Origin of the sequence: Sphingomonas sp. GC_Shp_5 (genome assembly GCF_026540855.1) — a bacterium.
Classification (GTDB): domain Bacteria; phylum Pseudomonadota; class Alphaproteobacteria; order Sphingomonadales; family Sphingomonadaceae; genus Sphingomonas.
Genome location: NZ_JALNUP010000006.1, coordinates 22,519 through 48,916 on the forward strand (window position 1 = coordinate 22,519; position 26,398 = coordinate 48,916).

Below are 26,398 nucleotides of genomic sequence, written 5' to 3' on the forward strand. Positions count from 1 at the left end.
GCTCAGCCGCGCGGCATCTGCAGCGAGGCGTAACAGGTGAAGCCCCCCTGCCCGCGCTGCAACCGGCGGATGTAGTTCACATAGGCTCGATTGCTGTCGTAGGTGGTGCCCGGCAGCTGGCCGCCGGCGAGCGCCTGCTTCACCTCGTCACCCTTGAACGGCCGTGGCGCCGGCGCATAGGCCCCCTTGGTGCCGGCCGGCACTACCGCGCCGCCGGCGTCGATATAGCCACCGGCACGGGCGCGCTCGGGCACCGCGATCTCGCAATGCATCACCGATCCCACGGTCTGCGCCAGCGCCGGGCGGATCGAGACCACCGCGCCTGCGGTGACGGCGCCCAGCATCAGCACCCGGCGGCGCGTGGCCACGCCATCGGCGAGCACGTTTTCGCCGGGCGCGGGGGCATGCGCCGCCGCTGCGCCATCGGCACCGCGCACAACGCCGTCGTCGGAAGCCTTGTCGTCGCTCATGCTGCCCCTGCTACCGGCGCATGCCTTTCACATTCGCTAACCACAGGCAAGCCATGGACCGGGGCCGCCGGCCAAAGGTGCCGTTCCGGGACAGACTGTCGCCACCGGCGAATTACGTTAACATGGATGATCATGGCCTCCCGATTCGTTCAGCGCCTCACCGGCGCCCTGGTGATTGCCGTGCTCGCGGCGATCGCGGTGTATCTGGTCGACGGGCGCCCCGATGGCGCGGCGGTGACGCTGGTCGGCGCGGTCGCCGCCGCGCTGGCGGCGATGGGATTGCGCGAACGCCGCCCCGCCGTTGCCAACCCCGACGTGCCCGATGCCGATCTGCTTGTCGCCGAGGTGCTTGACGCCATCCGGGAGCCGGTGTTGCTGGTCCGGGCCGGCATCGTCACCTGCGCCAATGCCGCGGCCCGCTCGCTGCTTGGCGGGCATATCGTCGGCGAGGATGTCCGCGTCGCCATCCGCCACCCGGCCGCCGCGGATCGGCTGGCGTCCCCCGCAGCGCTGCCCGATCGCCCGGTCGAGCTCGTCGGGCTCGGCACCCGCGAGCAGCGCTGGGAAATGCACACCGGCGAAACCTCGCACGGCGTGCGCATCGTCCACCTTGTCGACCAGACCGGCAACTATGCCGCCGAGCGGATGCGGATCGATTTTGTCGCCAATGCCAGCCACGAGCTGCGCACGCCGCTGGCGTCGATCCTCGGCTTCATCGAGACCTTGAGCGACGAGGCGGGCGAGGATCCCGGCATCCGCAACCGCTTCCTCAAGGTGATGTTCGACGAAGCCCGCCGGATGCAGCGGCTGGTGGAGGATCTCATCTCGCTGTCGCGGATCGAGGCGGAGAAATACCGGCTGCCGGGCGAGACGGTCGACCTTACCGAGCTGCTCGAGGAGGTTCACGGCGAGCTGCTCGCCGCCGGCGGACCGCGCATCGGCCAGGCGGCAATCACGATCGGCGACGATCTCCCGCCCGTGGTCGGCGACCGTGCCCAGCTCTCGCAGCTGCTCCACAATCTGATCAACAACGCCATGAAATACGGCAAGGCCGGCACGCCGGTAAACGTGACGCTGGCGCTGGATCGATCAGGGATGGTCCGCTTCGCCGTCGCCGACGAGGGCGAGGGCATAGCGCCGCAGCACATCCCGCGCCTCACCGAGCGCTTCTATCGGGTCGATGCCGGGCGCAGCCGCAGCGTCGGCGGCACGGGCCTCGGGCTCGCCATCGTCAAGCATATCGCCGAGCGCCATCGTGGCCGGCTCGATATCGCCAGCAAGGTCGGCGTTGGCACCACCGTGGCGATCACGCTGCCGCCGGCGGAGCCCGTGTCATCAAAGGGTAACGCGGCTGTCACACAGGCCGTCACGGGCGGCAACTGAGTCGCTGGCGGGGGCCTGATGCGCGTTCTTCTTCTCGGCCTCGGGCTGCTGCTCGCGGGCTGCCAGGACCAGGCGAACGGCGGCGGCGCCGGTGCGCGCGACTGGATCACCGCGGTCGGCTCGTCGACGGTCTATCCCTTCACCACGCTGGTCGCCGAGCAATATGTCGCCGCCAACCCGGGCGCGCGCGCGCCGGTGATCGAATCAACCGGCACCGGCGCCGGCATGAAGCTGTTCTGCGCGGGGGTCGGCGCCGGGCATCCGGACATCGAGGACGCCTCGCGCCGGATCAAGCGCAGCGAATATGCCGCCTGCCAGCGCAACCGGGTCGGGCCGGTCATCGAAATCCAGGTCGGGATCGACGGCATCGCCTTTGCCGAGGCCAACAACGGCGCGCGGATGGCACTGACGCCCACCGATCTCTACCGCGCGCTTGCCGCCACGCCCGGCGGCCGGCCCAACCGCGCACGCACCTGGCGCGACGTCAACCCGGGCCTCCCCGCCACCCCGATCCAGGTCTATGGCCCGCCCTCGACCAGCGGCACCCGCGACGCGCTCACCGAGCTGATCCTCGCGCGCGGTTGCGAGGAGAGCATCCCCGCCGCCAAGGCGCTCGCGACCAGCAACCCCGATGCCCATGCGGCGCTGTGCACCCGCATCCGCGAAGATGGCGCCTATATCGACGCCGGCGAGAACGACAATCTGATCGTCCAGAAGCTCGCCGCCAACCCACAGGCGATCGGCGTGTTCGGCTACAGCTATCTCGAGGAGAATGCCGCCACCGTCCACGGCGTCGCGATCAACGGCATCGCGCCGACCTATGCGACGATCGCGAGCGGCGCCTATCCGGGTTCGCGGCCGCTATACCTCTACGTCAAGAAGGCGCATCTGATCGCGGTGCCGGGTCTCAAGCAGTTCCTCCAGCTCTATGCGCTCAATTGGGGCGCGGGCGGCCCGCTGGTGCGCCGCGGGCTGATTGCGGCGCCGGCGGCGATCCGCGCCCGCGCGGCGGCGATCATCATCCACGATACCGCGCTTGATCCGCGGGATCTGCGATGAGCGGTCTAGCGATCTTCTTCGTCGTGCTCGGGCTGGCGCTGATCGGCTGGCTGTCGGCGCGGATGCGCGCCTCGGGGTTCCGGCGCAGCCCCTCGGTACGGTTCAGTTCGCTGCCCGCGCATTACGGCTGGTTCGTCGCGCTCGCCGCTTTGGTGCCGCCGCTGCTGTTCCTCGCCGCCTGGGCGCTGTGCTCGCCGGCGCTGGTCACCAATGCGGTGCTCGCCACGCCGTTTGCCACGCAATTGCCGCCGCCGGGGTTCGAGCGCGCCTCGATCCTGTCGGAAGCGCGGGCGTTGGGCGCCGGGCACAGCTTTGGCGCCTTCCACGATCTCGCGCGCAATCTTGCCCCCGCCTATGCCGCCGCCCAATCGCGCTACGACTGGATCGCCACCGCGCTGGCGCTGCTGCTCGCCTTTGGCTGCGGTGCCTTCGCCTTCGTCCAGGTCCGGCCGGGCTTTGCCGCACGTACCCAGGTGGAGCGCGGCATCATGGCGCTGCTGCTCGCCGCCTCGCTGCTTGCGATCCTCACAACCGTCGGCATCGTCGCCTCGTTACTCTATGAATCGGCGCGGTTCTTTTCGATCGTGCCGCTCGGCGACTTCCTGTTCGGCACCCATTGGAGCCCGCAGGTGATCGACGGCCGCGATCCCGGCGCCAACCTTGGCGCGGTGCCGCTGTTCTGGGGCACCTTCTTCATCGGTGCGGTTATCGCGATGGCGGTGGCGATCCCGTTCGGGTTGATGAGCGCGATCTATCTCACCCAATATGCGCACCCTACCACGCGGCGCTGGATCAAGCCCGTCCTCGAGATGCTCGCGGGCGTGCCCACCGTGGTCTACGGCTATTTCGCCGCGCTCACCGTTGCGCCGGCGGTGCGCGACCTCGGCGTCACCCTCGGTATCGCCTCGGCCTCGTCGGAGAGCGCGCTGGCGGCGGGGCTGGTGATGGGGATCATGATCATCCCGTTCGTCTCGTCCATGGCCGACGATTCGCTCGCCGCCGTGCCCGCCGCGATGCGCGACGGCAGCCTGGCGATGGGCGCGACCAGTTCCGAGACGATCCGCAAGGTGATCCTGCCTGCCGCCCTGCCCGGCGTGGTCGGCGGCATCCTGCTCGCGATCAGCCGCGCGATCGGCGAGACGATGATCGTGGTGATGGCCGCGAGCGGCGTTGCCACCCTCACCGCCAACCCGTTCGCCAGCACTACCACCGTCACCAAGCAGATCGTCGACCTGCTCACCGGCGAGGCCGAGTTCGACAGCGCCAAGACGCTCGCCGCCTTCGCGCTCGGGCTCACCCTGTTCGTCATCACGCTGCTGCTCAACATCGTCGCGCTGACGGTCGTCAAACGGTACCGCGAAGCCTATGAGTGACACGCTGGTTCCCGAGCTGCCGGTGAGCAACGCCGAGCCGCCAGCCCGCGCGCCGACCGACTGGCGCACGCATGCTCTGCAGCGCCGTATCCGGCGCCGCTATGCCGCCGAGCGCCGCTTCCGGCTGATCGGCCTGGCGGCGGTGTGGCTGTCGGCAGGCTTCCTCGCTTTCCTGCTCGCCTCGATGCTGTGGCAAGGCGTCAGCGGCTTCCGCCAGACGCGCGTCGCGGTGCCGCTCGATTTCGCGGCGATGCGGCTGCAGCTCGATCCGGCGCGGCTCCAGGGCCGCGGTGCCGATCTCGCGCTGGCGGGTGCCGGGCTGGAGGGCGCGGTCGACAGCGCCGCGACCCAGGCGTTCGGCAAGGATGGTGCCGATCTGCTCGCCGACGATGCCTGGCTGGTGGTTCGTGACCGGCTCAAGGCCGATCCGATGCTGCTGCGCCGGCGCGCGACGATCGACCTGCCCGTTTCCAGCCCGATCGACGTCGCCGCCAAGCATGACGGCACGCCTGCGGCCGAGGCGGTGGTGGCGCGGCTCGGTGCCCGCGGCGTGCTTTCCAGCGGTTTCGCGACAGGCTTCCTTACCGCGGCCGACGCCACCGACCCTGGCCGGATCGGTATCTGGGGCGCGTTCAAGGGCTCATTGCTGACGATGCTGGTGACGCTCGGCCTCGCCTTCCCGGTGGGCGTCCTCGCGGCGCTCTATCTGGAGGAATATGCGCCGCGAAACCGCTGGACCGACCTCATCGAGGTGTCGATCAACAATCTCGCCGCGGTGCCCTCGATCATCTTCGGCCTGCTTGGGCTGGCGGTTTTCCTCAACACGCTGCACCTGCCGCGCTCGGCGCCGCTGGTCGGCGGGCTGACGCTCGCGCTGATGACCATGCCGGTGATCGTCATCGCCGGGCGCAACGCGATCAAGGCGGTGCCGCCGTCGATCCGCGACGCCGCGCTCGCGGTCGGCGCCTCGCCGGTCCAGGTGGTGTTCGACCATGTCCTGCCGCTCGCGCTGCCGGGGATCCTCACCGGCACGATCATCGGCATGGCGCGCGCACTCGGCGAGACCGCGCCGCTGCTGATGATCGGCATGCGCGCCTTTATCGCCGCGCCGCCGGGCAAGCTCACCGACCCCGCTACCGTGCTCCCCGTCCAGATCTTTCTCTGGTCCGACGAGGTCAGCGCCGGCTTCGTCGAGAAGACCTCCGCGGCGATCATCGTCCTGCTCGCCTTCCTGTTGGCGATGAACGGCCTCGCCATCTACCTCCGCAACCGCTTCGAGACCCGCTGGTGACCCCTCCCAACCGACAGGCCAAGATTTCGGCCCGCCACGTCAGCGTCCATTACGGCGCGAAGCGGGCGATCGACGACGTCTCAATCGACGTCGATCAGGACAATGTGCTTGCGTTCATCGGCCCCTCCGGCTGCGGCAAGTCGACCTTCCTGCGCACCCTCAACCGGATGAACGACACCGTCGCCAGCGCGAGGGTGGCGGGCGAGATCCTGCTCGACGGCGAGGATATCTACGCCTTGACGATGGACGTGGTGCAGCTGCGCGCCCGCGTCGGCATGGTGTTCCAGAAGCCCAATCCCTTCCCCAAGTCGATCTACGAGAATGTCGCCTACGGGCCACGCATCCACGGCCTGGCGGTGGATCGCGGCGACCTCGACGACATCGTCGAAAGCTCGCTGCGCCGCGCCGGCCTGTGGGACGAGGTCAAGGATCGGCTTGCGGACAGCGGCACCGCCCTATCGGGCGGCCAGCAGCAGCGGTTGTGCATTGCCCGCGCGATCGCGGTCGATCCCGAGGTTATCCTGATGGACGAGCCGTGCAGCGCGCTCGATCCGATCGCCACCGCCAAGATCGAGGAGCTGATCCACGAGCTGAAGGGCCGCTATGCGATCGTGATCGTCACCCACAACATGCAGCAGGCGGCGCGCGTGTCGCAGCAGACCGCCTTCTTCCATCTCGGCACGCTGGTGGAGTTCGGCTCGACGTCGGACATCTTCACTAACCCGCGCGAGGAACGCACCCGCGATTACATCACCGGCCGCTACGGCTGAGCGACGAACAGGACAGTCATATGGTGGACCATACCGTCAAGGCGTTCGACGCCGATATCGGCCAGCTGCGGGGGATGATCTCGCAGATGGGCGGGCTCGCCGAGGATGCGATCGGCCTGGCGATGCAGGCATTGCAGCGGCCAGATCCCGCACTCGCCGCAAAGGTGCGTGCCGACGACAAGGCGATCGATGCGATCGAGGCGGAGGTCGAGCGGCTCGTGGTGCGCATCATCGCGCTGCGCGCGCCGATGGCGGTCGACCTGCGCGAGGTAGTCGCCGCGCTCAAGATCGCCGCGGTGGTCGAGCGGATCGGCGATTATGCCAAGAACATCGCCAAGCGCGTGCCGCTGATCGAGAGCGAGCACCGCATCGAGCCGATCTCGGTGCTACCGGCGATGGCCGACATGGCGGCGCGGATGGTGCGCGACGCGCTCGACGCCTTTGCCGCGCGCGACGCCGAGGCGGCCGTCCAGGTCTGCCGCAGCGATGCCGCGCTCGACGATTTCTACGACAGCATCTTTCGCACGCTGGTGACCCACATGGTCGAGAATCCGCGTACGATCAGCCAGGTCGCGCATCTGCTGTTCGTCGCCAAGAACCTCGAGCGGATCGGCGACCACGCCACCAACGTCGCCGAGATGGTCTATTTCGCCGCCACCGGTACCCAGCTTGCCGAGCATGAGCGCGGCGGCGCACGTTTTGAGGAGCAACGCTGATGGCCCGTGCACGCATGCTGCTGGTTGAGGACGACGCCGCACTGGCCGAACTCCTCGTCTATCATTTCAAGCGCGAGGATTTCGACGTCGCACACACCCCCGACGGCGAGGAAGCGCTGCTGCTCGCCAAGGAGAAGGCGCCAGACATCGTCCTGCTCGACTGGATGGTCGAGGGCCTGTCCGGCATCGAGGTCTGCCGCCGGCTGCGGCGGATGCCGGAGACCGCGAACGTTCCGATCATCATGCTCACCGCGCGCGGCGAGGAAGAGGATCGCGTCCGCGGGCTGGAAACCGGCGCCGACGATTATGTCACCAAGCCCTTCTCCCCGCGCGAGCTGGTCGCCCGGGTCGGTGCGGTGCTGCGCCGCGTCCGCCCCGCGCTCGCCGGCGAAGCGCTTACCTATGGCGACATCGAGATGGATACCGTCGGCCACAAGGTTCGCCGCGGCGGCGAGGTCGTGCCGCTCGGCCCCACCGAGTTCCGGCTGCTCAAGCATTTCCTCGAGCATCCCGGCTGGGTGTTCAGCCGCGAGCGGCTGCTCGACGCGGTATGGGGTCATGACAGCGACATCGAGAGCCGCACCGTCGACGTCCACATCCGTCGGCTGCGCAAGGCGATCAACATCGGCGATCTGCCCGATCTGATCCGCACTGTTCGTTCGGCAGGTTATTCCCTCGATTCAGGAACTTGACCATCGATCGGTAGAATCGGCAGCGAAACGAAGGAGCCAAGTCGGAAATCGGGCGTTGGGCGGGGGCGCTGACGCTTCTGCGCTTCAGATCAAGGAGACTTTCATGAAGCTCATCCTCTTGGCCGCTGTCGCTGCCATCGCCACCCCGGCTGTCGCCCAGCAGACCACCACCGACACCACCACATCGCAGACGACCACCGACACCACCACGGCCGCTCCCGCGCCGGTGACCACCGGTTCGGGCGATCCCGTCGGCGGCTACCAGCCGAGCGCGCCGGCTGTCAGCGGCGGCACGCCCGGCGCGTCGGTGCCCCCGACGTTCCAGCCGGCGCCAAGCCCGGACCAGGCCTATCCCGCCCCGGCTCCGCTCGCCAAATATCCGGTCTGCAAGAAGGGCCAGTACGACAAGTGCATCCAGCGCGGCGGCAAGTAAGCCCCCGCTGAGCATCCGGAGAGGCCTGCCGGCAGCGGCCGGCTTGCCCTCGCGTTCCGGTTGAGAGAAGGCGCTCCTCGATAATAGAGAGGAGCGCCTTTTTCATGTCTACGCCATCCGAGATCCGTTTCGACGGCCGCGTCGCGATCGTCACCGGCGCCGGTGGAGGCCTCGGCCGCAGCTATGCGATCGAACTCGCCAAGCGTGGAGCCCGCGTGGTCGTCAACGATCTCGGCGGCGCGCGTGACGGCACCGGCCAGTCCGATGCCGCGCTCCAGGTGGTCGACGAGATCAAGGCAGCGGGCGGCGAAGCGATGGCCGATGGCGGCAACGTCGCCGAATACGAGCAGATGGCCGCGCTCGTCGACCGCGCCAAGCGCGACTGGGGCAGCGTCCACATCCTCATCAACAACGCCGGCGTGCTCCGCGACAAGACCTTCGCCAAGATGGATCCGGCCGACTTCGAGTTCGTGGTTCGCGTCCATCTGCTCGGCTCCGCCTTTGCCACCAAGGCCTGTTGGGACACGTTCCGCGAGCAGCAATACGGCCGAGTGCTGATGACGACCTCGTCGAGTGGGCTGTTCGGCAATTTCGGCCAGGCCAATTATGGCGCGGCCAAGCTCGGTATTGCTGGGCTCGCCAAGACGCTCCACCTCGAAGGCGCCAAGCACAACATCCGCGTCAACAGCATTGCGCCCACCGCCGGCACGCGGATGACCGAGGGGCTCCTCCCCGACGCCGCCTTCCATGCCTTCGCGCCGGAGAAGGTCACCCCCGGCGCCTTGTTCCTGGTCAGCGACGAGGCGCCGAGCAACGTCATCCTCGGCGCCGGCGCAGGGGCATTCCAGACGTCGTATGTCACGCTGACCCGCGGCGCATTGCTCACCGGCGAGGCGCTGTCGCCCGAGGGCGTTGAGGCGGAATGGAACGCGATTGTCGATCGCCACGACGAGCTCGTCCCCTCCAGCGGCGGCGAACAGGCGCTGGCAATCGGCAAGCTGCTCCAGGGCGGTTGATCGTCGACGGCTCCCGCAACAAAGCGCGTCATCCGGCAAACGCTGGGATCTTTCGCGGTTGGCGTTGGACGAGAGGCGCTTGAGGCCCCAGCCCGCGATGGGGTGACGGCCGGTGGCAGTGCTCAGCCGCGATTCGGCGTTATCACCAAACCCGGGTGTATTGCTCGAGTAATTCACTTATGGTATCGCGACGCAAACAGGGAGGGAACCGCATGTACAGCGAAAGCGACATCGATGGCGCCGTGACCGCGGGGGTGCTGTCGCCACAGGCAGCCGCCGCTTTCCGCCAGCATGTAGCGGCGACACAGGCTGCGCCGGCGGTGGACGAGGAGCATTTCCGCCTGCTCACCGGGTTCAACGACATCTTCGTCTCGATCGCGGTGGTGCTGCTGCTGCTCGCGCTCGGCCAGATCGGCAGCTCGATCGCGCGGCCGCTGGCAGGCGTGCTGGTCGCCGGCGCGGCCTGGTTGCTCGCCGAATATTTCACCACGCGGCGGCGGATGGCGCTGCCCAGCATCCTGCTGCTGCTCGCCTTCGTCGGCGGCGTGGTCTCGCTTCCGTTCACGGTGGCGACGCTCGCCGATCATTCGCTGTCCACCGCCGCCGGCAGCCTGGTCGCGGCCGGGGCGGCGCTGCTCGGCGTGATCGCCGCCTACATCCACTGGCGCCGGTTCATGGTGCCGATCACCGTCGCCGCCGGCGCGGTTGCCGCCGTCGGGGTCGCGATCGGCCTTGCTCATGCGGCCTGGCCGACGATCGATCGCTTCACCTGGCCGTTGCTGCTGATCGGTGGGCTGATCGTCTTTGCGGTCGCGATGCGCTGGGACATGTCCGATCCGCAGCGCCAGACCCGCCGCGCCGACGTCGCCTTCTGGCTGCATCTCGCCGCCGCGCCGATGATCGCGCACCCGATCTTCCAGACGCTGGGGGTGTTCGGCAACGACATCGGCATCGCCACTGCGCTGGTGGTGCTCGCGCTCTACCTGCTGTTCGCGTTCATCGCGCTCGCGGTCGATCGGCGCGCGCTGCTGGTGTCGAGCCTCGTCTACGTGCTCTACGCCATGTACGCGCTGTTCCGCAGCGCGGGCGCGATCGAGCTCAGCGCCGCCTTCACCGCCTTGGTGATCGGCTCGGCGCTGCTCAGCCTGTCGGCCTTCTGGCACCCGATGCGCAAGTTGGTGGTGGGCACGCTCGGCGCGCTCGCCACCCGGCTGCCACCGGTGCAGATGACCCCGGCAACCGCCGTCTAGTCTTCCACCAGCTTCATCAGCCGGCGCTCGACGGGCGCGAGCACCGGGCCGAGCTCATGGCCCCGCTTGATCACCGCGCCATGCTCGCCGATCAGCGCCCACATGCCCTGCTTGTTGCGCAAGGCGGGGCGCTTTTCGATGCGGAACTCGGGGCGCTCGGCGGCGCGGCGGAAGGCGGCGAACACCGCCGCGTCGCGACCGAGGTCCATCGCATAGTCGCGCCAATGCCCGGCGGCGACCATCCGGCCGTAGAGATCGAGGATGCGGTTGAGCTCGAGCCGCTCGAAGCCGATCTGGCTGGGCCGACCGACCTGCGGAAACGGGGTGACGCTACCCATCAGGCGCGGTCACGGTCCTGTGCAGGCGCGCTCTCGGCGAGCAACGCGTCGAGCCGCTTGCGCATCGTCTCCAGCTCGCAGCGCATGATCTCCATCTTCTGGGTCTGCGGATCAAACATATCGCTGCACGGCGTGCCATAGGGGACGAAGCGTGACGGCACCGCACCGCCCTCCACCATCGTCGCGCGCGCGGGGATGCCGACCATCACCGCGCCATCGGGTACGTCGCGCGTCACCACCGCGTTAGCACCGACCCGCGCGCGCGGCCCCACCGTGATCGGCCCCAGCACCTGCGCGCCCGAGCCGATGATCACGCCATCGGACAGCGTCGGGTGGCGCTTGCCGGCGACGCCATTGTCCGGGCTGGTGCCGCCCAGCGTCACGCACTGATAGATGGTCACGTCATTGCCGATGTGTGCAGTCTCGCCGATCACGGTGAAGCCATGATCGATGAAGAAGCGGTGGCCGATCGTCGCACCGGGATGGATGTCGATCGCGGTGAGGAAGCGCGAGATGTGGTTGACCAGCCGGGCGAGGAAGAACAGGCGGGCGCGGAACAGGCGGTGCGCCACCTTGTGGAAGCCGAGCGCCCAGACACCGGGATAAAGCATGATCTCCCAACGCGACCGCGGCGCCGGATCGCGCGCCTTGATCGAATCGAGATATGCTACCAGCCGTCCGATCATCGCTCGCTTCCCCGTTCCGGCCCCCGATTGGCGTTACCGGCCGCGTTCCTGCGCCGCTATTTAGGGACAGTTCGGCGGCAATGCCATGCCCGCCGCCGTGCTACTTTCGCCGCACAAACCCCAGCTATGTTGTCGGGATTGCCGTTAACGTGCATCCATCGGCCCTCGGCCGCTGACCGGCCCGTGACATCATCCGGAGAATGCTGCCGATGTTCGAGTTCTTGGCCGCCGTTGACTGGGCGCATCTGTGGCCGTTCATCGCCATCGGCTTTGCCGCCCAGGTGGTCGACGGCGCGCTCGGCATGGCGTTCGGCGTGATCAACTCGACGCTGCTGGTGACGGTGATGGGGCTGCCGCCGGCCCTCGCATCGGCGAGCGTCCATGCGGTGGAGACCTTCACCACCGCCGCCTCGGGGATCAGCCACGTCGCGCACAAGAACGTCGACTGGAAGCTGTTCCGGCGGCTCGTCATCCCCGGGATGATCGGCGCGGTGCTCGGCGCGACCCTGCTCTCCAAGATCGATGCCTCGGTGGCGCGGCCGTTCGTGATGGCCTATCTCGCCTGCATCGGCGTCTACCTGCTGTTCCGCGCCTGGCGCGGGGTGGTCGAGCCCAAGAGCCCCAAGGTGATCGAGCCGCTCGGGCTGGTCGGCGGCTTCCTCGATGCCGCGGGCGGCGGCGGCTGGGGGCCGGTGGTCACCTCCAACCTGCTCGTCCAGGGCGCGACCCCGCGCCACACCATCGGCACCGTCAACACCGCCGAGTTCTTCCTCACCGCGACCGCCTCGGCGACCTTCTTCGTCCAGCTCGGCTTGGCGGCGTTCACGCTGCAGACCGTCGGGCTGCTGATCGGCGGGCTGCTGGCCGCACCGTTCGGCGGCGTGCTCGCCAAGCGGATCCCGACCCGGCCGCTGATGGCGATGGTCGGCGTGCTGCTGACGCTCACCAGCGCCTGGTCGATCTACACCGTGCTGTCGCGCTAACTTCGCTAAGGTCGCGCATATCGCGCTGGCTTTGAGGCCTTTCAGCGCTTCCGTCGATCACCCGGATACGATTGATCGACTCTATCGATTGACGCGATGCAGCATCTAAATTTCCGCACCGCAGCATAACACCCTATATCTCCGTCGCACCCTTTCCACGGAGAATTCCATGACCCTCATCGGCAGCCAGCTGAAGCCGTTCACCACCCAGGCCTATAAGGAAGGCAAGTTCGTCTCCGTCAGCGACACCGACGTCGCCGGCAAGTGGGCGGTGTTCTTCTTCTACCCGGCCGACTTCACCTTCGTCTGCCCGACCGAGCTGGAAGATCTCGCCGACGTCTACCCGACGCTGCAGAAGATGGGCGTCGAGGTCTATTCGGTGTCGACGGATACCCATTTCAGCCACAAGGCGTGGCATGACAGCTCGCCGGCGATCGGCAAGATCAACTATTACATGCTGGGCGACCAGAACCATGTGATCAGCAACAACTTCCAGATCCTGCGCGAAGGCCAGGGGCTGGCTGATCGCGGCACCTTCGTGGTCGATCCCGAGGGCGTGATCCAGCTCATCGAGATCACCTCGGAAGGCGTCGGCCGCAACGCCGCCGAACTGCTGCGCAAGATCAAGGCCGCGCAATATATTGCAGCGCACCCGGGCGAGGTCTGCCCCGCCAAGTGGGAAGAAGGCGAAGAGACGCTGGCACCGAGCCTCGATCTCGTCGGCAAGATCTAACCACCACCGCCCCTTCGGGAGCCTCAAGCGGCCCGGGGCGGACCATCCGTCCCGGGCCGTTTGCTTCCCGACGTCCGTTCGCCCTCCGCTTGTCGAAGGGCATTCACCGCGGGCTCACCGCGTCCGGCCAAGCCCCTCGACGGGCTCAGCGCGAACGCGCGGTGGACGCCCGCGGCCATTGCAAGGATTACCCATGCTCGACGCCAATCTGACGCAGCAGCTCAAGGCCTATCTGGTCAACATCCGCGAGCCGATCGAGCTCGTCGCCAGCCTGGGTGATGACGCCAAGTCGCGCCAGATGGGCGAGCTGCTGAACGAGATCGCCATCCTGTCCGACAAGGTGGCGGTCGTCGCCGGCCAGGATCGCCGCACCCCCAGCTTCATGATCCGTCGCGTCGGCACCGACATCGGCGTGCGCTTTGCTGGGCTGCCGATGGGCCATGAGTTCACCAGCCTGGTGCTGGCGCTGCTCCAGGTCGGCGGCCACCCGTCAAAGGCGGCGCAGGAACTGCTCGATCAGGTGCGCGGGCTGGAGGGCGAATATGTCTTCGAAACCTATTTCTCCCAGTCGTGCCAGAACTGCCCGGACGTGGTCCAGGCACTCAACCTGATGGCGGTGCTCAACCCCGGCATCACCCATACGTCAATCGACGGCGCGCTGTTCCAGGACGAGGTCACCGAGCGCAAGGTGATGGCGGTGCCGACCATCTTCCTCAACGGCGAGACATTCGGCCAGGGCCGGATGGAGCTCGAGCAGATCGTCGCCAAGCTCGACACCGGCGCGGTGGCCAAGGCGGCGGCGAAGATCGCCACCAAGGAGGCGTTCGACGTGCTCGTCGTCGGTGGCGGCCCGGCCGGCGCCGCGGCGGCGATCTACACCGCGCGCAAGGGCATCCGCACCGGCATCGCCGCCGAGCGGTTCGGCGGCCAGGTGCTCGACACGATGGCGATCGAGAACTTCATCTCGGTGCCGCACACCGAAGGCCCCAAGCTCGCCGCCGAGCTCGATCGCCACGTGCGCGACTATGAGGTCGACATCATGAACCTCCAACGCGCCGAGAAGCTGATCCCGGCGGCCACGGAAGGCGGGCTGCACGAGATCCGGCTGGAGAATGGCGCCTCGCTCAAGGCGAAGACCGTGATCCTCTCCACCGGCGCGCGCTGGCGCGAGATGAACGTGCCCGGCGAAGCCGAGTATAAGAACAAGGGCGTCGCCTATTGCCCGCATTGCGATGGCCCCTTGTACAAGGGCAAGCGCGTCGCGGTGATCGGCGGCGGCAATTCGGGCGTCGAGGCGGCGATCGACCTCGCCGGCATCGTCGCGCACGTGACGCTGATCGAATATGACAGCGAGCTGCGCGCCGACGCGGTGCTCCAGCGCAAGCTCGCCTCGCTGCCAAACGTCAAGATCATCACCTCGGCACTGACCACCGCGGTACATGGCGATGGCAACAAGGTGATCGGGCTCGCCTACAAGGACCGCAACCACGACACCGCGCATGAGGTGGAGCTCGAGGGGATCTTCGTCCAGATCGGGCTGGTGCCGAACACCGAGTGGCTGAAGGACGCGATCGCGCTGTCGCCGCGCGGCGAGATCGAGATCGATCATCGCGGCCACACCTCGCAGCCGGGGATCTTCGCGGCGGGGGACGTGACCACGGTGCCGTTCAAGCAGATCGTGATCGCGATGGGCGAAGGCTCAAAGGCGGCGCTGTCGGCGTTCGATTATCTGATCCGGTTGCCGGCGGAAGAGACGCGGGACTGGGAAGAGGCGGCGTAAGCGGCGCTGCTGCTCTTACTTCTACACGCAGATGATCGTCACCCCGGCGCAAGCCGGGGTGACCAGCGGCTCTTGCATTGCCCTTGTGGCTCGAGACCTTAGCCTTCGCTGGGGTGACGACTGGGCGGGACAAGCCGCCCATTCCTTCTTCGTCCTGAAACAAGTGCAGGATGACGACGGAAGGAGCCGTCTGCTCTTTTCGCGAACGAGCCTGCCACACCGGTCGTGACCAACCGGGCTAGCCTAATCGCCCGGATCCGTTACTGCGCGCCCTACCATCGACAGGAACGATCAATGGCGCAGACCTATCTCCCGACCCTCAAGCAGCTGCAATATCTGGTGGCGCTGCGCGACCATGGGCATTTCGGTCGCGCGGCTGAGGCGTGTTTCGTCACCCAATCCACGCTATCGGCCGGCCTGCGCGAGCTGGAGACGCTGATCGGCGTCGTGCTGGTCGAGCGGACCCGCCGCGTGGTGCGCTTTACCCCGCTCGGCGAGCGGATCGCCGAAAAGGCCCGGCGGGTGTTGCGCGAGGCGGAGGAACTGGGCGATCTGGCGCGCGCCGCCGGCCGGCCGCTGTCGGGCGAGATGCGGATGAGCGTGATCCCCACCATTGCGCCGTTCATGCTGCCGCGCATCCTGCCGCGGCTGCGGCGCGACTATCCCGATCTCAAGCTGTTCCTGCGCGAGGAGCCGAGTGGCGCCGCCTGCGAGGGGCTGCACAACGGCCGCACCGATTGCGTGCTGCTCGCGCTGCCCTATGCCTGCGGCGAGGTCGCGTCGCAGGTGTTGTTCGACGACCGATTGTTCGTCGCCTTCCAGCCGCAGGACATGCCGAGCGACCCGCCGCGCGTGTCCGCCGACCTGATCGACGAGACGCGGCTGCTGCTGCTCGAGGACGGCCATTGTCTCAAGGATCATGCGCTCGGCGCGTGCAACCGCCCCGAGCTGCGCGCCGAGGCGACGATGCTCGGCACCTCGCTCCACACCATCGTCCAGATGGTCGACAATGGCCTTGGCATGACGATGCTGCCGGAGATGGCGATCGATGCCGGCATTCTCGAGCATACCGGCATCGTCGCGCGGCCGCTCGATGCGGACAATGCGGTGCGCCGGATCGCGCTGGTGTGGCGGCGCGCGTCGCCGCGAGAGCGCGATTTCCAGCTGCTCGCCGATGTGCTCGCCGAGGCGCATTGAACCCGCGGGGGAAACCATTAGGTCTGCCACGCGTCGTCAACCTTGGATAAGGAAGGTCAACCGTTTGAAGTCATTGTCGCGCCTCGGGATTGTCGCCGCCACCTTGTCGCTGGCGGGGTGCGTAGCGCCCGGCGACGCGCCGCCCTCACCCGCGCCGCGGTCGCTGCCGGCGGCCACCCCCGCGGGCTCGCCCGCCGACGATGCCGAGCGGATGCTGCCCGATGCGACGATCCTCGCCAATGTCGCGATCGCGCCGAGCCTCGCGACCCTGTCAGGCGCGATCCGCGCCGCCGGGCTTGGCGCGACCCTGTCGGGATCGACCCCGGTGACGCTGTTCGCGCCGTCAAACCCGGCGTTCGGGCGGTTCGGCCCCGGGGTACTCGAACGGCTGATGCAGCCCGCCAACCGCCCCGCGCTGATCGCGCTGCTGCGCTATCATCTCGTCGCCGGGCGGCTCAGCGCGCAGGACCTGATGGCGCGCATCGCCGCGGGCGGCGGCACCACGACGCTGACCACGCTCGCCGGCCAGCCGATCACCGCGACGCTGACCGGCCAGGTGATCACGCTCACCAGCGTCACCGGCAATCGCAGCTATGTGGAGGTGGGCGACCTCGCCCAGGCCAATGGCGTGATCCATATCGTCAACGGCGTGCTGGTGCCGACGCTGCCCTGACGAGGTGGGCAGCCGATCTGCGGGGAAGCGGTTCATCCGGCCTGCAACCCCCGCCATCGTCATCCCAGCGAAGGCTGGGATCTTTGTGGGGCCGGGCTGCCCGGCGCCGCAAAAGACGCCAGCTTGCGCTGGGGCGACGGCGACGGTGATCCATGGTCCGGGTGTGCCTAGCGCCTAGCGCTGGCGATGGATGCCGACACGCGTTCAGCATGACGGCGGGAAGAAGGCAGCGCCCTATTCCCAGCGCGCCGCCGCGGCGTGGTCGGTGTCGCGGGGTTCTACCCAGGTCGCGGTGTCGCCGCGGGTCTCGCGTTTCCAGAAGGGCGCGTCGGTCTTGAGCCGGTCGATCAGATAGGCGCAGGCCTCGAGCGCGGCGCCGCGGTGCGCGGCGGCGGCGGCGACGAAGACGATGCGCTCGCCGGGCTGCATCGGCCCGACACGGTGGACGATGGTCACCGCCGCCAGCGACCAGCGTGCGACGGCGCCTTCGGCGACCTGGCGCAGCGCGGCCTCGGTGGCACCGGGATAATGTTCGAGCTCGAGCGTCGCGACGCCGTCGTCGGCGCGGACCAGGCCGGTGAAGGTCGCGATCGCGCCGGCGTCGGTGGCCTCGATCAGCAGGGTCTCGGCGGCCAGATCGATGCCCTCGCGCTGCACCGCCACCCGGATCGGCGCCGCGTTCATCCGCCGGTCACCGGCGGGAACAGGGCGATCTCGCGGGCGCCGGCGATGCTCGCCTCGAGCCCGACGAACTGCTGATCGACCGCGGCGCGCAGCCGGCCGCGATCGGCGAGCGCGGCGGCATCGTCGCCGTGGCGCGCCGCCAGCCAGTCGACCAGTGCGCCGACGGTGGCGACGGTGGCGGGCGGGTCGATCACCTCCTCGGCACGGCCCATGCGCTCGCGCACCCAGGCGAAATACAGCATCTGGATCGCCACCGGATCAGTCCATGTGCCTGAGGCCGACGCGCAGATAGTCCCAGCCGGTGACGAGCGTCAGCACCGCCGCCGCCCACAGGCAGGCGAGCCCGACCGACTTGATCCACCACAAAGCGGGCAGCGCCCCAGCGAGGATCAGCGCACCGAAGGCGACGAGCTGCAGCGTCGTCTTCCACTTGGCGAGCTGCGACACCGGCAGCGACACCTGCAGCCCGGCGAGGAATTCGCGCAGGCCCGAGACGGCGATCTCGCGCAGCAGGATGATCAGCGCGGCGATCAGGTGGATGCCGGTGATCAGCGCCTGATCGTCATGCCGGGTGCCGACCAGCATCAGGATCACCGCGGCGACCATGATCTTGTCGGCGATCGGATCGAGGAACACGCCGAGCTTGGAGACGGTGCCCTGGGTGCGGGCGAGATAGCCGTCGAAATAATCGGTGATGCCCATCAGGCAGTAGAGCACGAAGGCCAGGCCGAAGCCCGCCTCCCAGCGCGGCCACCACAGCAGCCCGACGAGCAGCGGCAGGGCGACGATCCGCGACAGCGTCAGCAGGTTGGGCAGGGTCAGCATCGCCCCCCTCCTACCCTGCGATGGCGCCGGGGGGTAGCCGGGATTAGCGTTGGCACCGCCCCGCGCGCTGGGCTATGCCTGCCGCCCTCGTTGCCACGATCCAAGGCCGTGCGTTGTTATGCTGAATGCGTTGGGGTTGCTGAAGCAACGCCGCTTCCTGCCCCTGTTCACGACGCAATTCCTGGGCGCGTTCAACGACAATCTGTTCAAGACCTCGATGGTGCTGTTCGCCACCTACACGATCTTCAACGATCCGCGGATGGAGGCGAATTTCAACGCGCTCGCCACCGGCCTGTCGATCCTGCCGTTCTTCCTGCTCTCGGCGCTCGCCGGGCAATTGGCGGACAGCCACGACAAGGCGCGGATCATCCGCATCGTCAAGACCGCCGAGATCGGGATCATGCTGCTCGGCGCGGCCGGGCTGATGGTGGCGCGCGCGGGCTATCCCGGCGTCGGCATCGGGCTGATGCTCGGCGCGGTGCTGTTCCTCGGCGTCCATTCGACCTTCTTCGGCCCGATCAAATACGCCATCCTGCCCCAGCATCTCGGCCCATGCGACGTGCTCGGCGGCACCGGGCTGGTGGAGGCGGGTACCTATCTCGCGATCCTGCTCGGCACGGTGGTGGCGGGCTGGGTGTCGATCGAGGGCGCGGCGGCGCTGGTGCTCGCCATCGCCATCCTCGGCTGGTTCGTCGGCCGCCAGGTGCCCCCTGCCCCGCGCGAGGGGCCGCGGCTGGTGCTCAACTACAATCCCTTCACCGCCTCGTGGCGGCTGATCAACGCGACGCTGCACATCCCGCGCCTGTTCCTGGCGATCTGCGCGATCAGCTTCTTCTGGACGATCGGCGCGGTGCTGATCATCGTCTTCCCGCCGCTGGTGAAGAACGTGCTCTCGGCCGACGAGCGGGTGGCGAGCGGCGCGATCGCGGTGTTCTCGGTCGGTGTCGCGATCGGCTCGGTGGTGATCAATTCGATGCTCAAGGGCCGCGTCAGCGCGCGCTTCGCGCCGGCGTCGGTGATCGCGATGGGCGGGTTCGTGGTGCTGTTCTCGTTCCTGTGCCGCGATTGGACCCCGGCGGCGGCGGGCCATTATTACGACTGGACCGAGTTCGTCGCGCAGTCGGGCGCGATCCCGATCATGCTCACCCTGCTCGCGATCGCGACCACCGGCGGCATGTTCGTGGTGCCGCTCTACGCCTTCCTCACCACCACGGTGGAGAAGGACCAGACCGCGCGGACGGTGGCGGCCAACAATGTCGTCAACGCCGGGGCGATGACGATCGGCTCGATCGCGGTGTTCGGGATCAGCGCGCTGGGGGTAACGCCGGTCAACATGCTGTTCCTAGTGGCGGCGATGTGCCTCGTCTCGGCGTGGATCGCGCAGCGGCTGCACCTCGCCTGCGACTGAGGCGTCAGAAGATCAGCATGTAGAAGCAGACGAAGAAGGCGCCGAAGCTGAGCATGAACAGCTTCCAGTCGGAATCCTGATCGACCTGGGCCGGCAGCCGCGGCGCCGGCGGCAGGCTCTGCCGGAAAGGATGACGCGCTGCTTCGTTGGTGAGAACTAATCGTCTGGTCATGGCGAAAACGTTAACGCCGCGTTTACGATTCCGACCAGAATCTAAAATGCCCGGAATCGGGACTGTCCACACGCGGGACAGCCGCGGGGGCGGGCAACAGGCAGAGGATGAGTGATGAGCGTCGCCTTCCGTCGCGAGAGCGACGAGGAACATCTCGAACCCAAGTTCGAGCTACCAATCCCCGCCGGGCCCAATCTGGTCACGCGCGCCGGGCAGCAGCTCATCGAGGAGCGCATCGCCGAGCTCGAGGCAAGGCTCGCCGCGACCGACGCCGGCGACAAGGAGGCGGTGGACCCGCTGCGCCGTGACCTGCGCTATTGGCAGACGCGCCGCGCGACCGCGGCGGTGACGCCCGCGCCCGCCGATGGCAGCGCCGGCTTCGGCGCGATGGTGACGATCCGCCTGACGGGCAAGCAGCGCGTCATCGCGATCGTCGGCGATGACGAGGCCGACCCGCGCGGCGACCGCATCGCCTTTTCCGCCCCGCTCGCGCGCGCGCTGTTCGGGGCCGAGCCGGGCGACCTGCTGCCGTTCAACGGACGCGACGATGCGATCGAGGTGATCGCCGTGGCGGCGATCGACGAAGGCTGATCGCATATCGGTCTGAGCTACGGGACTCCCCCCGGGGGGTCCCGTAGCTCAGGTTTGCCGGGTGCCGGGGAGCACCCGATGTCGATGGCGTCATGATTGGGAGAGAACATCACCGACACCGCCACGGTGCCGGCGCCATGTTGCGGCGAGATTTCCGCAGCGCCCTGCCGGGGCTCATGCCGGACATTCGCGGGCAACGTGCCGGGTGCAGCAGAGGGCGACAAGGAGATTCCCGATGCACCTCGCCTCCCACGCCCTCTCGCCGGCCTGCACGCGTGGCGTTGCCCGTCACCGGCCGAACCGCCCCCAGCCCTGCGACCAGCCCGGGGTGCTGCGCGCGCGCTGCCGTGGCTGCGGGCTCAAACTGATGCGCACCGCAATCAGCCGGCATTGGATCATCGCGGATCGGCTGGGCTGAGACCAAGGCCTTGCGGCAGACGGGGGCGAGGCACCGGCCTCGCCCCCGCCCCTCACACCGGCAGCGTCACCGTCGCCAGCGCGCCGCCGTCGGGATGATTGATGATGGTGGCATCGCCGCCATGGGCGCGGGCGACGCCGCGGACGCTGGCGAGGCCGAGGCCGACGCCGCCGGTATCGCGGTTGCGCGAGCGCTCGCCACGGAAGAACGGCTCGAACACATGCTCTAGATCGTCTGGGTCGATGCCGGGGCCATGATCGCGCACCTCGATCACCGCATGGCCATCCACCCGCGCCAGCGTCACCTCGGCATCGCCGGCATATTTAAGGGCGTTGCCGATCAGGTTGGAGAGCAGCGCCTTGAGCCCGGTCGCATCGCCCTCCATCACCAGCGCATCGCCATCCTGCAGCACCACCTTCTCGCCATGATCGGTAAGATCGTCGGTGACGCTCTCGACCAGCGAGCGCAGGTCGAGCCGGCGCCGGTCTGCTGCCTGGGTGGCATCGCGGAAGAAGGCGAGGCCGGCGGTGATCATCACCTGCATGTCGTGGATGTCGGCGGCGCTTGCGGCGCGGATCGCCTCGGGCGCGCGCTCGAGGCGGAGGCCCAGGCGCATCAGCGGCGTGCGCAGGTCATGCGCGATCGCCGCCATCATCGTCGTGCGATCCTCGACATAGCGGTTGAGCCGCGCCTGCATCCGGTTGAACGCGGCCGCCGCCTCGGCGATCTCGGCAGGGCCGTCGATCGGCACCGGCGCCGCGCGCGGATCGCGGCCGAGCCGCTCGGCGGCGCCGGCGAAGATCGCGATCGGCTTGGCGAGCCGCCGCGCCAGCGCCCAGGCGAAGGGCGCCACCACCAGCATCGCCACGACCAGCCAGAGCAACGCCCGCCAGCGCCAATTCTCCAGCCCCGTGCGCGAGGCGCGCGCGAGCCGCCAATGACCGTCCGGCTGCTGCACCGACACTTCGAAACTGCCGAACAGCACCTGGCTGCGCGCGTCGGGCGAGCCGCGCGGCATCATCGGCGCCATCCGCCCCATTCCCAGCGTCCGCACCATCATCGGCGGCGGACCGCCGAACGACACCCGGACCTGCTCCAGGGGCACGCCCATCTGCGCCGCGATCTCGGCGCGCGCGCGCACCCCGTGGTCGGGATTCTGCCGCGGCACGCTTTCTTCCTGCGAGAGCAGGATTTCGCCGCTGGTGTCGCGGCCGCGCCGCAAGGCCGCCACGACCTGTGCCATCGAATAGACCCGCGGCGTCGGCGGCCCGACATAGACCACCAGCGCGAAGTTGAGCAGCTGCACCGCCGCAACGCTGGCGAGCATCACCAAAAAGATGCGCAGGAACAGCGGGGTGCCCGCCCAACGCTTCGAGGTGCGCGAGGCGCTGCCGGACGCGGTCGTCATGCGCGGCTGACCGCGGGCACGAACAGATAGCCCTCGTTGCGGATGGTGCGGATGATGTCGTCGCCGTGGCTGCGCAGCTTGCGGCGCAGGCGGCTGATCTGGACGTCGATGGCGCGGTCGAACGCCTCCGAATTGGGGCCGCGCGCCGCCTCGAGCAGCAATTCGCGCGACAACACCCGGCGCGGCCGCTCGACGAACGCGCGCAGCAGCGCGAACTCGCCATCGGTCAGCGCCACCAGCACGCCCTGCGGATCGAACAACTCATGGGCGACGACGTCCATCTGCCAGCCGTCGAACGCGAAGCGGACCTGCGCCACCGGGCTAGCAAGGTTGCGGCTGCGCAACGCGGCGCGGACGGTGGCGAGCACCTCGCGGGCGCTGCACGGCTTGGGGAGGTAATGGCCCGCGCCGACCTCGAGGCCGACGATCCGGTCCCGCTCCTCGCCGAGCGCGCTCAGCAGGATCACCGCCGGGCCGTTGTCGCGGGTGATTCGCTGGCAGGCGGAGATACCGTCCTCGCCCGGCATCATGATGTCGAGCAGCACCACGTCGATCCGCTCGCGCGCCAGGATCGCATCCATCTCGCGCGTATTGGCCGCGGTTTCCAGACGATAGCCGCGATCGCGCAGGCTGTCCGACAGCAAGGTGCGGATGTCGCGATCGTCGTCAACGACCAGAATGGCAGCGGTGGTATCCATGGGGCGATGAAACGTCATGCCGGCAACTTTGCCAAGTCTTTGTTGCCGCTAGATATCAGCGGCGCGGAACGCCGCCGACTGTGGCCCTGCGGCCACAGCCCGTCATCCTATCGCGGGGCCGATCGGTGGGTAGGCGCGGCGCAACTGTACGCCCGCCTCGCCGAGCGGGCTCCGCCGCGCCGGATAGCCGCCGAGCGCGCCCGAGGCGCGGGTGGCGTGCATCACCGCCAGCGAGGCATGAGCGGCTGCCGCGACCGGGTTGACGGCGTTGATCGCGAGCACCGCTTCCTGTTCGGAGCGGCGCGACGCGCGCGCGAATTCGCTGGGTGCCGGTCGCGGCGCTTGTTGATGCTGCTGATGATCCACCGGTCATTCCTCGTCGTTCGCCGCCATCATGGCGATCGACCGTTGCAGCGGTATGTCGCGCCCGTGTCATCGCCGCTCACATCGTGTCGAGCGGCGCGGCGCGCACGGAAATATTGCGGCTACATGCGCGGGCTATCGCGCCCGCTGGCGAGTCGCGCGACCTTGTCGGCGGGAAAGTGCATCGGATATACTCGATGCTAACCTTCTCCTGCCCATCGGGTGCGGCCGAGATCGTCGGAACCAAGGCCAAGCAGTTTACCATGACGTCGATTTCCTCCCTTCCCGTGATCCGCAGCGTCACCGCCGACGACGGTGCGCAAGCAGCCGCGCAGGCTGCGGCGCAAGCGGCCGCCACGGCGGCGGCGGCTGGGCAGGATGCGGCCGCGCCAGCCGACAAGACGATCGATTCGGACGCGAGCCGCAGCGCCGCCCACCGGTCGATCGATCAGCGGATCGATGCATTGGTGGCGCGGCAGCGCGGCGACCATGCGATCACCGCCGATCAGGCCGACGAGCTCAAGCGACTGCTCGCCGGCGGCGCGACAGCCCCAACGTCGACTGATGCTGCGGGCGGCGACTCCGCGGCACCGACCGCCTCGACCGGCACCGCGCCCAGCTTCGGCGATCAGCTCGATGCGCTCAGCAAGTCGCTCGACAAGCTGCGCACCAGCCTGACGCGACACGCCGCTTACGGCGCAGGCAGCACCGCGGGCGATGGCGGCCTGGTGTTCGACCGGCTCGCCTGAACCGTTACCGTGGCGGCGGTAGCCGCATTTTCGCGCGCAGACATATCGCGGCAACATCGCGCTGGTTGAGCTTGCTCCCATCGACCGTCGCGCCTGCCGGGCGTGGCACAGGGGGAGTTTCGTCCATGCGCCGTTCCATTCGTTTCGCGCCTGCCGTGCTGGTGGCGCTGATGCTCGCCGGCTGCGCGACCACGCCGCACCCCCGCCCCGGCGATCACGCACACGGCGGCCACGGCCATCATCCGGGTGGACCCGGCGGGCCGGGCGGCCCTGGTGGACCAGGCGGCGGCGGCCACGGCCGGGTGTTCATCAGCCCGATGGGCGAGCCGTTTCACGGCAGCGAGACGCAGCGTGATCCCGAGCGGCAATGGTTCGACGCCGCCGACACCAACCATGACGGCAAACTCTCGCCGGCGGAATTCCAGGCCGATGCGACGCGGTTCTTCGCGGTGCTCGATCGTCACCACGACGGCGAGATTGATCCCGACGATATCGATTATTACGAGAGCACGCTGGCGCCCGAAGTCCGCTCGGGCCAGGGCGGTGCTTTCCAGGCGCCGCCCTCCGACAACGGCGGCACCAGCAAGGCGCCCGCCTATGACGCCGGCCAGCTCGGCGCCTCGCGCTACAGCTATTTCGATCTGCCCGAGCCGGTTTCGGCCGCCGACCGCAACCTCAACCGCGGTGTCGATCCCAGCGAATGGGCCTATGCCGCCGACCATCGCTTCGCCTCGCTCGATCGCGACAAGGACGGCTTCCTGACCTTTGCCGAACTGCCGCACCCGAGCGGGCGCAGCAGCCGGCCGAGCGGCGGTGGCGGCAGCGGCCGGCCAAGCGGCCATGGTGGTCACGGTGGCGGCCACGGCGGTGGCATGGGTGGCGGCGGCGGCATGGGTGGTGGTGGCATGGGCGGCGGCAGCATGGGCGGCGGTGGCGGCTTCGGCGAAGGCGGCTGATCCGCCGCTGTTAGCCTCACGATGGTCGCCAGCGGCAACGTTCCACGGCCATCTGGCTCACCCGACTCACCAACGCTGCCAAGCCGTCACCCCAGCGCAAGCTGGGGTCTTCTGCGGCTCCTTCGCGGCGCTCCCCAGAAAGATCCCAGCTTGCGCTGGGATGACGGGGTAGGGCCAGCCTGTGACCCGCGGCTTAGGGCTTATCGCCGTCAGCCCCTCGCTACGCCGACGCCGCGGCGCTCCCCGTCCACGTGCCTGCCCCGCCCGGCCGCGCCGTGCGGATGCCCGGCGCGAGGTTGCCGAGGAACTGCCGGGCGCTGTTCGCCCAGGTGAAGCCGGCACCATAGGCCGCGCACGCCGCGCGATCGAGGCGCAGCGCCGCGGCAATCGCGCGATCGAGGTCGTCGTGCATCGCGCCGACCGCCGGATCGAGCAGATCGCGCGGGCCGATCGCGGGTAGCGCCGCCACCGGGGTGCCGCACGCCAGCGCTTCGATCATCACCAGCCCGAAAGTGTCGGTGCGGCTGGGGAAAACCAGCACGTCGGCGGCGCGATAGGCGGCGGCAAGGTCCTCGCCGAACCGTGCGCCGAGGAAATGCACCTGCGGGTAGCGCGCGGCGAGCTCGGCGCGGGCCGGGCCGTCGCCCACCACCACCTTGCTTCCCGGGTGGCGCGCCGCGAGGAACTGCTCGATGTTCTTCTCGACCGCGACGCGGCCGACATAGAGCTGCACCGGCCCAGGCAGCCCGCGGATCTGCACATCCCTCGCCCCTTCCGGCGTGAACAGCGCGAGATCTACCCCGCGCCCCCAGCGCCGCGCCTGGCCGAGGCCCTGGCCGGCGAGCACGGCGTCCACCGACGGCGTCGAGCTGAGGATCGCCTCCGACGGGCGGTGGAACCAGCGGATATAGCGCCACGGCCAGGCCGGATCGATTCCCGTGCGCGCCGCGACATAGGCGGGAAACTGGGTGTGGTAGGCGGTGGTGAAGCGCTGGCCGCGACGCAGGCACCAGCGCCGCGCGGCAAGGCCGAGCGGCCCCTCGGTGGCAATATGGACCGCGTCGGCGGCGAACGGCTCGAGCAACCGCGCCACCCCGCGCCGCCCGGTCAGCGCCAGCCGGATTTCGGGATAGCTGGGGCATGGCAGCGAGCGGAACTGCTCGGGCGAAACGATCAGCAGCTGGTGCCCCATCGCGATGAGCTCGCGGCTCACCGCGGTCAGCGTCCGCACCACGCCGTTGACCTGGGGCGCCCAGGCGTCGGTGACGATCGCGATCCGCATG

The 26,398-nt window shown here is 68.8% G+C and carries 31 protein-coding genes; 20 read left to right on the forward strand and 11 right to left on the reverse strand.

From position 1 onward, the window contains the following. Window positions 1–2: 2 nt before the first annotated feature. Complete coding sequence (locus OXR60_RS06270) at window positions 3–344, reverse strand: hypothetical protein (protein WP_267395109.1); 342 nt, start codon at window positions 342–344, stop codon at window positions 3–5. 258 nt (window positions 345–602) lie between these two features. On the opposite strand from OXR60_RS06270, the gene OXR60_RS06275 reads away from it, so the two are divergent. The 10 genes from OXR60_RS06275 (at window position 603) to OXR60_RS06320 (ending at window position 10,453) form a co-directional block, all read left to right on the forward strand. Then, a complete protein-coding gene (locus OXR60_RS06275) occupies window positions 603–1,853 on the forward strand; it encodes an ATP-binding protein (RefSeq protein ID WP_267394938.1) in 1,251 nt (416 codons plus the stop codon). Between the two features lie 18 nt (window positions 1,854–1,871). Continuing rightward, the gene (locus OXR60_RS06280; RefSeq protein WP_267394939.1) at window positions 1,872–2,912 is read left to right on the forward strand and encodes a substrate-binding domain-containing protein; all 1,041 of its coding nucleotides are present in this window, start codon (window positions 1,872–1,874) and stop codon (window positions 2,910–2,912) included. Beyond that, on the forward strand, window positions 2,909–4,285 hold the full coding sequence (pstC, locus tag OXR60_RS06285; RefSeq protein WP_267394940.1) for a phosphate ABC transporter permease subunit PstC: 1,377 nt from the start codon (window positions 2,909–2,911) through the stop codon (window positions 4,283–4,285). The genes OXR60_RS06280 and pstC overlap by 4 nt, the downstream gene beginning before the upstream one ends. After that, on the forward strand, window positions 4,278–5,576 hold the full coding sequence (pstA, locus tag OXR60_RS06290) for a phosphate ABC transporter permease PstA (RefSeq protein WP_267394941.1): 1,299 nt from the start codon (window positions 4,278–4,280) through the stop codon (window positions 5,574–5,576). The genes pstC and pstA overlap by 8 nt, the downstream gene beginning before the upstream one ends. Further along, window positions 5,573–6,346, forward strand: coding sequence for a phosphate ABC transporter ATP-binding protein PstB (pstB, locus tag OXR60_RS06295; RefSeq protein ID WP_267394942.1), 774 nt, complete (start codon window positions 5,573–5,575; stop codon window positions 6,344–6,346). The genes pstA and pstB overlap by 4 nt, the downstream gene beginning before the upstream one ends. Window positions 6,347–6,366: 20 nt before the next feature. Further along, entirely contained in the window at window positions 6,367–7,062 is a 696-nt protein-coding gene (phoU, locus tag OXR60_RS06300) for a phosphate signaling complex protein PhoU (RefSeq protein ID WP_267394943.1), read from the forward strand. Beyond that, a complete protein-coding gene (gene phoB / locus OXR60_RS06305) occupies window positions 7,062–7,754 on the forward strand; it encodes a phosphate regulon transcriptional regulator PhoB (protein WP_267394944.1) in 693 nt (230 codons plus the stop codon). Before phoU ends, phoB begins: the two co-directional genes overlap by 1 nt. A 103-nt stretch (window positions 7,755–7,857) precedes the next feature. Next, a complete protein-coding gene (locus OXR60_RS06310; protein ID WP_267394945.1) occupies window positions 7,858–8,187 on the forward strand; it encodes a hypothetical protein in 330 nt (109 codons plus the stop codon). Between the two features lie 104 nt (window positions 8,188–8,291). After that, complete coding sequence (locus OXR60_RS06315; RefSeq protein ID WP_267394946.1) at window positions 8,292–9,203, forward strand: SDR family NAD(P)-dependent oxidoreductase; 912 nt, start codon at window positions 8,292–8,294, stop codon at window positions 9,201–9,203. A 212-nt stretch (window positions 9,204–9,415) separates the two neighbouring features. Continuing rightward, window positions 9,416–10,453, forward strand: a complete 1,038-nt coding sequence (locus OXR60_RS06320; RefSeq protein ID WP_267394947.1) for a hypothetical protein — start codon at window positions 9,416–9,418, stop codon at window positions 10,451–10,453. Here OXR60_RS06320 and OXR60_RS06325 read toward each other — a convergent pair. Together OXR60_RS06325 and epsC are read right to left on the reverse strand one after the other, a co-directional pair. After that, window positions 10,450–10,791: a DUF2794 domain-containing protein gene (locus tag OXR60_RS06325; RefSeq protein WP_267394948.1), complete on the reverse strand. Its 342-nt coding sequence runs from the start codon at window positions 10,789–10,791 to the stop codon at window positions 10,450–10,452. The two genes, OXR60_RS06320 and OXR60_RS06325, sit on opposite strands and share 4 nt — an antisense overlap. Beyond that, window positions 10,791–11,477: a serine O-acetyltransferase EpsC gene (gene epsC / locus OXR60_RS06330; protein ID WP_267394949.1), complete on the reverse strand. Its 687-nt coding sequence runs from the start codon at window positions 11,475–11,477 to the stop codon at window positions 10,791–10,793. Before epsC ends, OXR60_RS06325 begins: the two co-directional genes overlap by 1 nt. A gap of 209 nt (window positions 11,478–11,686) precedes the next feature. Here epsC and OXR60_RS06335 point away from each other — a divergent pair, with 209 nt between their 5' ends. The 5 genes from OXR60_RS06335 to OXR60_RS06355 all read left to right on the forward strand — a co-directional run bounded on the left by OXR60_RS06335 (window position 11,687) and on the right by OXR60_RS06355 (window position 16,843). After that, window positions 11,687–12,460, forward strand: coding sequence for a sulfite exporter TauE/SafE family protein (locus OXR60_RS06335; protein ID WP_267394950.1), 774 nt, complete (start codon window positions 11,687–11,689; stop codon window positions 12,458–12,460). 169 nt (window positions 12,461–12,629) lie between these two features. Further along, on the forward strand, window positions 12,630–13,193 hold the full coding sequence (ahpC, locus tag OXR60_RS06340; protein ID WP_267394951.1) for an alkyl hydroperoxide reductase subunit C: 564 nt from the start codon (window positions 12,630–12,632) through the stop codon (window positions 13,191–13,193). Between the two features lie 193 nt (window positions 13,194–13,386). Continuing rightward, window positions 13,387–14,973, forward strand: coding sequence for an alkyl hydroperoxide reductase subunit F (gene ahpF, locus OXR60_RS06345; RefSeq protein ID WP_267394952.1), 1,587 nt, complete (start codon window positions 13,387–13,389; stop codon window positions 14,971–14,973). 294 nt (window positions 14,974–15,267) lie between these two features. Further along, complete coding sequence (locus OXR60_RS06350; protein WP_267394953.1) at window positions 15,268–16,170, forward strand: hydrogen peroxide-inducible genes activator; 903 nt, start codon at window positions 15,268–15,270, stop codon at window positions 16,168–16,170. Between the two features lie 64 nt (window positions 16,171–16,234). Continuing rightward, complete coding sequence (locus OXR60_RS06355) at window positions 16,235–16,843, forward strand: fasciclin domain-containing protein (RefSeq protein ID WP_267394954.1); 609 nt, start codon at window positions 16,235–16,237, stop codon at window positions 16,841–16,843. A gap of 234 nt (window positions 16,844–17,077) precedes the next feature. Here the strand turns inward: OXR60_RS06355 and OXR60_RS06360 are convergent, their stop codons facing one another. Genes OXR60_RS06360 through pgsA form a run of 3 tightly spaced genes read right to left on the reverse strand, consistent with a single transcriptional unit; the run spans window position 17,078 to window position 18,352 of the window. Next, complete coding sequence (locus tag OXR60_RS06360) at window positions 17,078–17,527, reverse strand: molybdenum cofactor biosynthesis protein MoaE (protein WP_267394955.1); 450 nt, start codon at window positions 17,525–17,527, stop codon at window positions 17,078–17,080. Next, window positions 17,524–17,781 (reverse strand): molybdopterin converting factor subunit 1, encoded by a 258-nt coding sequence (gene moaD / locus OXR60_RS06365; protein ID WP_267394956.1) that lies wholly within the window; start codon window positions 17,779–17,781, stop codon window positions 17,524–17,526. The genes OXR60_RS06360 and moaD overlap by 4 nt, the downstream gene beginning before the upstream one ends. Before the next feature lie 4 nt (window positions 17,782–17,785). Continuing rightward, the gene (pgsA, locus tag OXR60_RS06370) at window positions 17,786–18,352 is read right to left on the reverse strand and encodes a CDP-diacylglycerol--glycerol-3-phosphate 3-phosphatidyltransferase (RefSeq protein WP_267394957.1); all 567 of its coding nucleotides are present in this window, start codon (window positions 18,350–18,352) and stop codon (window positions 17,786–17,788) included. 118 nt (window positions 18,353–18,470) lie between these two features. Between pgsA and OXR60_RS06375 the strand changes: the two genes are divergently transcribed. After that, a complete protein-coding gene (locus tag OXR60_RS06375) occupies window positions 18,471–19,760 on the forward strand; it encodes an MFS transporter (RefSeq protein ID WP_267394958.1) in 1,290 nt (429 codons plus the stop codon). A 4-nt stretch (window positions 19,761–19,764) separates the two neighbouring features. On the opposite strand, the gene OXR60_RS06380 is transcribed toward OXR60_RS06375, so the two are convergent. Beyond that, complete coding sequence (locus OXR60_RS06380; protein ID WP_267394959.1) at window positions 19,765–19,932, reverse strand: hypothetical protein; 168 nt, start codon at window positions 19,930–19,932, stop codon at window positions 19,765–19,767. A 114-nt stretch (window positions 19,933–20,046) separates the two neighbouring features. On the opposite strand from OXR60_RS06380, the gene OXR60_RS06385 reads away from it, so the two are divergent. Next, entirely contained in the window at window positions 20,047–20,523 is a 477-nt protein-coding gene (locus OXR60_RS06385; protein WP_267394960.1) for a GreA/GreB family elongation factor, read from the forward strand. Window positions 20,524–20,758: 235 nt separating this feature from the next. Then, window positions 20,759–20,941: a hypothetical protein gene (locus OXR60_RS06390; RefSeq protein ID WP_267394961.1), complete on the forward strand. Its 183-nt coding sequence runs from the start codon at window positions 20,759–20,761 to the stop codon at window positions 20,939–20,941. Window positions 20,942–20,993: 52 nt separating this feature from the next. Here the strand turns inward: OXR60_RS06390 and OXR60_RS06395 are convergent, their stop codons facing one another. The 3 genes from OXR60_RS06395 to OXR60_RS06405 form a co-directional block, all read right to left on the reverse strand. Then, on the reverse strand, window positions 20,994–22,349 hold the full coding sequence (locus OXR60_RS06395; protein WP_267394962.1) for a HAMP domain-containing sensor histidine kinase: 1,356 nt from the start codon (window positions 22,347–22,349) through the stop codon (window positions 20,994–20,996). Next, window positions 22,346–23,047 carry a response regulator gene (locus OXR60_RS06400; protein ID WP_267394963.1) on the reverse strand — a complete coding sequence of 234 codons (702 nt, stop codon included), beginning with the start codon at window positions 23,045–23,047 and terminating at the stop codon, window positions 22,346–22,348. Before OXR60_RS06400 ends, OXR60_RS06395 begins: the two co-directional genes overlap by 4 nt. 102 nt (window positions 23,048–23,149) lie before the next feature. Next, window positions 23,150–23,413: a hypothetical protein gene (locus OXR60_RS06405; RefSeq protein WP_267394964.1), complete on the reverse strand. Its 264-nt coding sequence runs from the start codon at window positions 23,411–23,413 to the stop codon at window positions 23,150–23,152. 260 nt (window positions 23,414–23,673) lie between these two features. Here OXR60_RS06405 and OXR60_RS06410 point away from each other — a divergent pair, with 260 nt between their 5' ends. Both OXR60_RS06410 and OXR60_RS06415 read left to right on the forward strand, forming a co-directional pair. Then, entirely contained in the window at window positions 23,674–24,159 is a 486-nt protein-coding gene (locus OXR60_RS06410; RefSeq protein WP_267394965.1) for a hypothetical protein, read from the forward strand. A 125-nt stretch (window positions 24,160–24,284) separates the two neighbouring features. Then, window positions 24,285–25,115 carry an EF-hand domain-containing protein gene (locus tag OXR60_RS06415; RefSeq protein ID WP_267394966.1) on the forward strand — a complete coding sequence of 277 codons (831 nt, stop codon included), beginning with the start codon at window positions 24,285–24,287 and terminating at the stop codon, window positions 25,113–25,115. 220 nt (window positions 25,116–25,335) lie between these two features. On the opposite strand, the gene OXR60_RS06420 is transcribed toward OXR60_RS06415, so the two are convergent. Then, window positions 25,336–26,397, reverse strand: coding sequence for a glycosyltransferase family 1 protein (locus OXR60_RS06420; RefSeq protein WP_267394967.1), 1,062 nt, complete (start codon window positions 26,395–26,397; stop codon window positions 25,336–25,338). Window position 26,398 lies beyond the last annotated feature (1 nt).

Bases quoted from the DNA above. Each gene is read 5' to 3' on its own strand.
- OXR60_RS06415 (WP_267394966.1), top strand. From the start codon at position 24,285: ATGCGCCGTTCCATTCGTTTCGCGCCTGCCGTGCTGGTGGCGCTGATG.
- OXR60_RS06315 (WP_267394946.1), top strand. From the start codon at position 8,292: ATGTCTACGCCATCCGAGATCCGTTTCGACGGCCGCGTCGCGATCGTC.
- ahpC (WP_267394951.1), top strand. From the start codon at position 12,630: ATGACCCTCATCGGCAGCCAGCTGAAGCCGTTCACCACCCAGGCCTAT.
- OXR60_RS06390 (WP_267394961.1), top strand. From the start codon at position 20,759: ATGCACCTCGCCTCCCACGCCCTCTCGCCGGCCTGCACGCGTGGCGTT.
- OXR60_RS06360 (WP_267394955.1), bottom strand. From the start codon at position 17,527: ATGAACGCGGCGCCGATCCGGGTGGCGGTGCAGCGCGAGGGCATCGAT.
- OXR60_RS06270 (WP_267395109.1), bottom strand. From the start codon at position 344: ATGCTGGGCGCCGTCACCGCAGGCGCGGTGGTCTCGATCCGCCCGGCG.
- OXR60_RS06395 (WP_267394962.1), bottom strand. From the start codon at position 22,349: ATGACGACCGCGTCCGGCAGCGCCTCGCGCACCTCGAAGCGTTGGGCG.
- OXR60_RS06320 (WP_267394947.1), top strand. From the start codon at position 9,416: ATGTACAGCGAAAGCGACATCGATGGCGCCGTGACCGCGGGGGTGCTG.
- OXR60_RS06280 (WP_267394939.1), top strand. From the start codon at position 1,872: ATGCGCGTTCTTCTTCTCGGCCTCGGGCTGCTGCTCGCGGGCTGCCAG.
- pgsA (WP_267394957.1), bottom strand. From the start codon at position 18,352: ATGCTGACCCTGCCCAACCTGCTGACGCTGTCGCGGATCGTCGCCCTG.
- OXR60_RS06375 (WP_267394958.1), top strand. From the start codon at position 18,471: ATGCTGAATGCGTTGGGGTTGCTGAAGCAACGCCGCTTCCTGCCCCTG.
- OXR60_RS06400 (WP_267394963.1), bottom strand. From the start codon at position 23,047: ATGGATACCACCGCTGCCATTCTGGTCGTTGACGACGATCGCGACATC.
- OXR60_RS06385 (WP_267394960.1), top strand. From the start codon at position 20,047: ATGAGCGTCGCCTTCCGTCGCGAGAGCGACGAGGAACATCTCGAACCC.
- phoB (WP_267394944.1), top strand. From the start codon at position 7,062: ATGGCCCGTGCACGCATGCTGCTGGTTGAGGACGACGCCGCACTGGCC.
- OXR60_RS06325 (WP_267394948.1), bottom strand. From the start codon at position 10,791: ATGGGTAGCGTCACCCCGTTTCCGCAGGTCGGTCGGCCCAGCCAGATC.
- OXR60_RS06420 (WP_267394967.1), bottom strand. From the start codon at position 26,397: ATGCGGATCGCGATCGTCACCGACGCCTGGGCGCCCCAGGTCAACGGC.
- OXR60_RS06310 (WP_267394945.1), top strand. From the start codon at position 7,858: ATGAAGCTCATCCTCTTGGCCGCTGTCGCTGCCATCGCCACCCCGGCT.
- pstC (WP_267394940.1), top strand. From the start codon at position 2,909: ATGAGCGGTCTAGCGATCTTCTTCGTCGTGCTCGGGCTGGCGCTGATC.
- OXR60_RS06380 (WP_267394959.1), bottom strand. From the start codon at position 19,932: ATGACCAGACGATTAGTTCTCACCAACGAAGCAGCGCGTCATCCTTTC.
- OXR60_RS06350 (WP_267394953.1), top strand. From the start codon at position 15,268: ATGGCGCAGACCTATCTCCCGACCCTCAAGCAGCTGCAATATCTGGTG.
- OXR60_RS06275 (WP_267394938.1), top strand. From the start codon at position 603: ATGGCCTCCCGATTCGTTCAGCGCCTCACCGGCGCCCTGGTGATTGCC.
- ahpF (WP_267394952.1), top strand. From the start codon at position 13,387: ATGCTCGACGCCAATCTGACGCAGCAGCTCAAGGCCTATCTGGTCAAC.
- phoU (WP_267394943.1), top strand. From the start codon at position 6,367: ATGGTGGACCATACCGTCAAGGCGTTCGACGCCGATATCGGCCAGCTG.
- epsC (WP_267394949.1), bottom strand. From the start codon at position 11,477: ATGATCGGACGGCTGGTAGCATATCTCGATTCGATCAAGGCGCGCGAT.
- OXR60_RS06335 (WP_267394950.1), top strand. From the start codon at position 11,687: ATGTTCGAGTTCTTGGCCGCCGTTGACTGGGCGCATCTGTGGCCGTTC.
- OXR60_RS06410 (WP_267394965.1), top strand. From the start codon at position 23,674: ATGACGTCGATTTCCTCCCTTCCCGTGATCCGCAGCGTCACCGCCGAC.
- pstA (WP_267394941.1), top strand. From the start codon at position 4,278: ATGAGTGACACGCTGGTTCCCGAGCTGCCGGTGAGCAACGCCGAGCCG.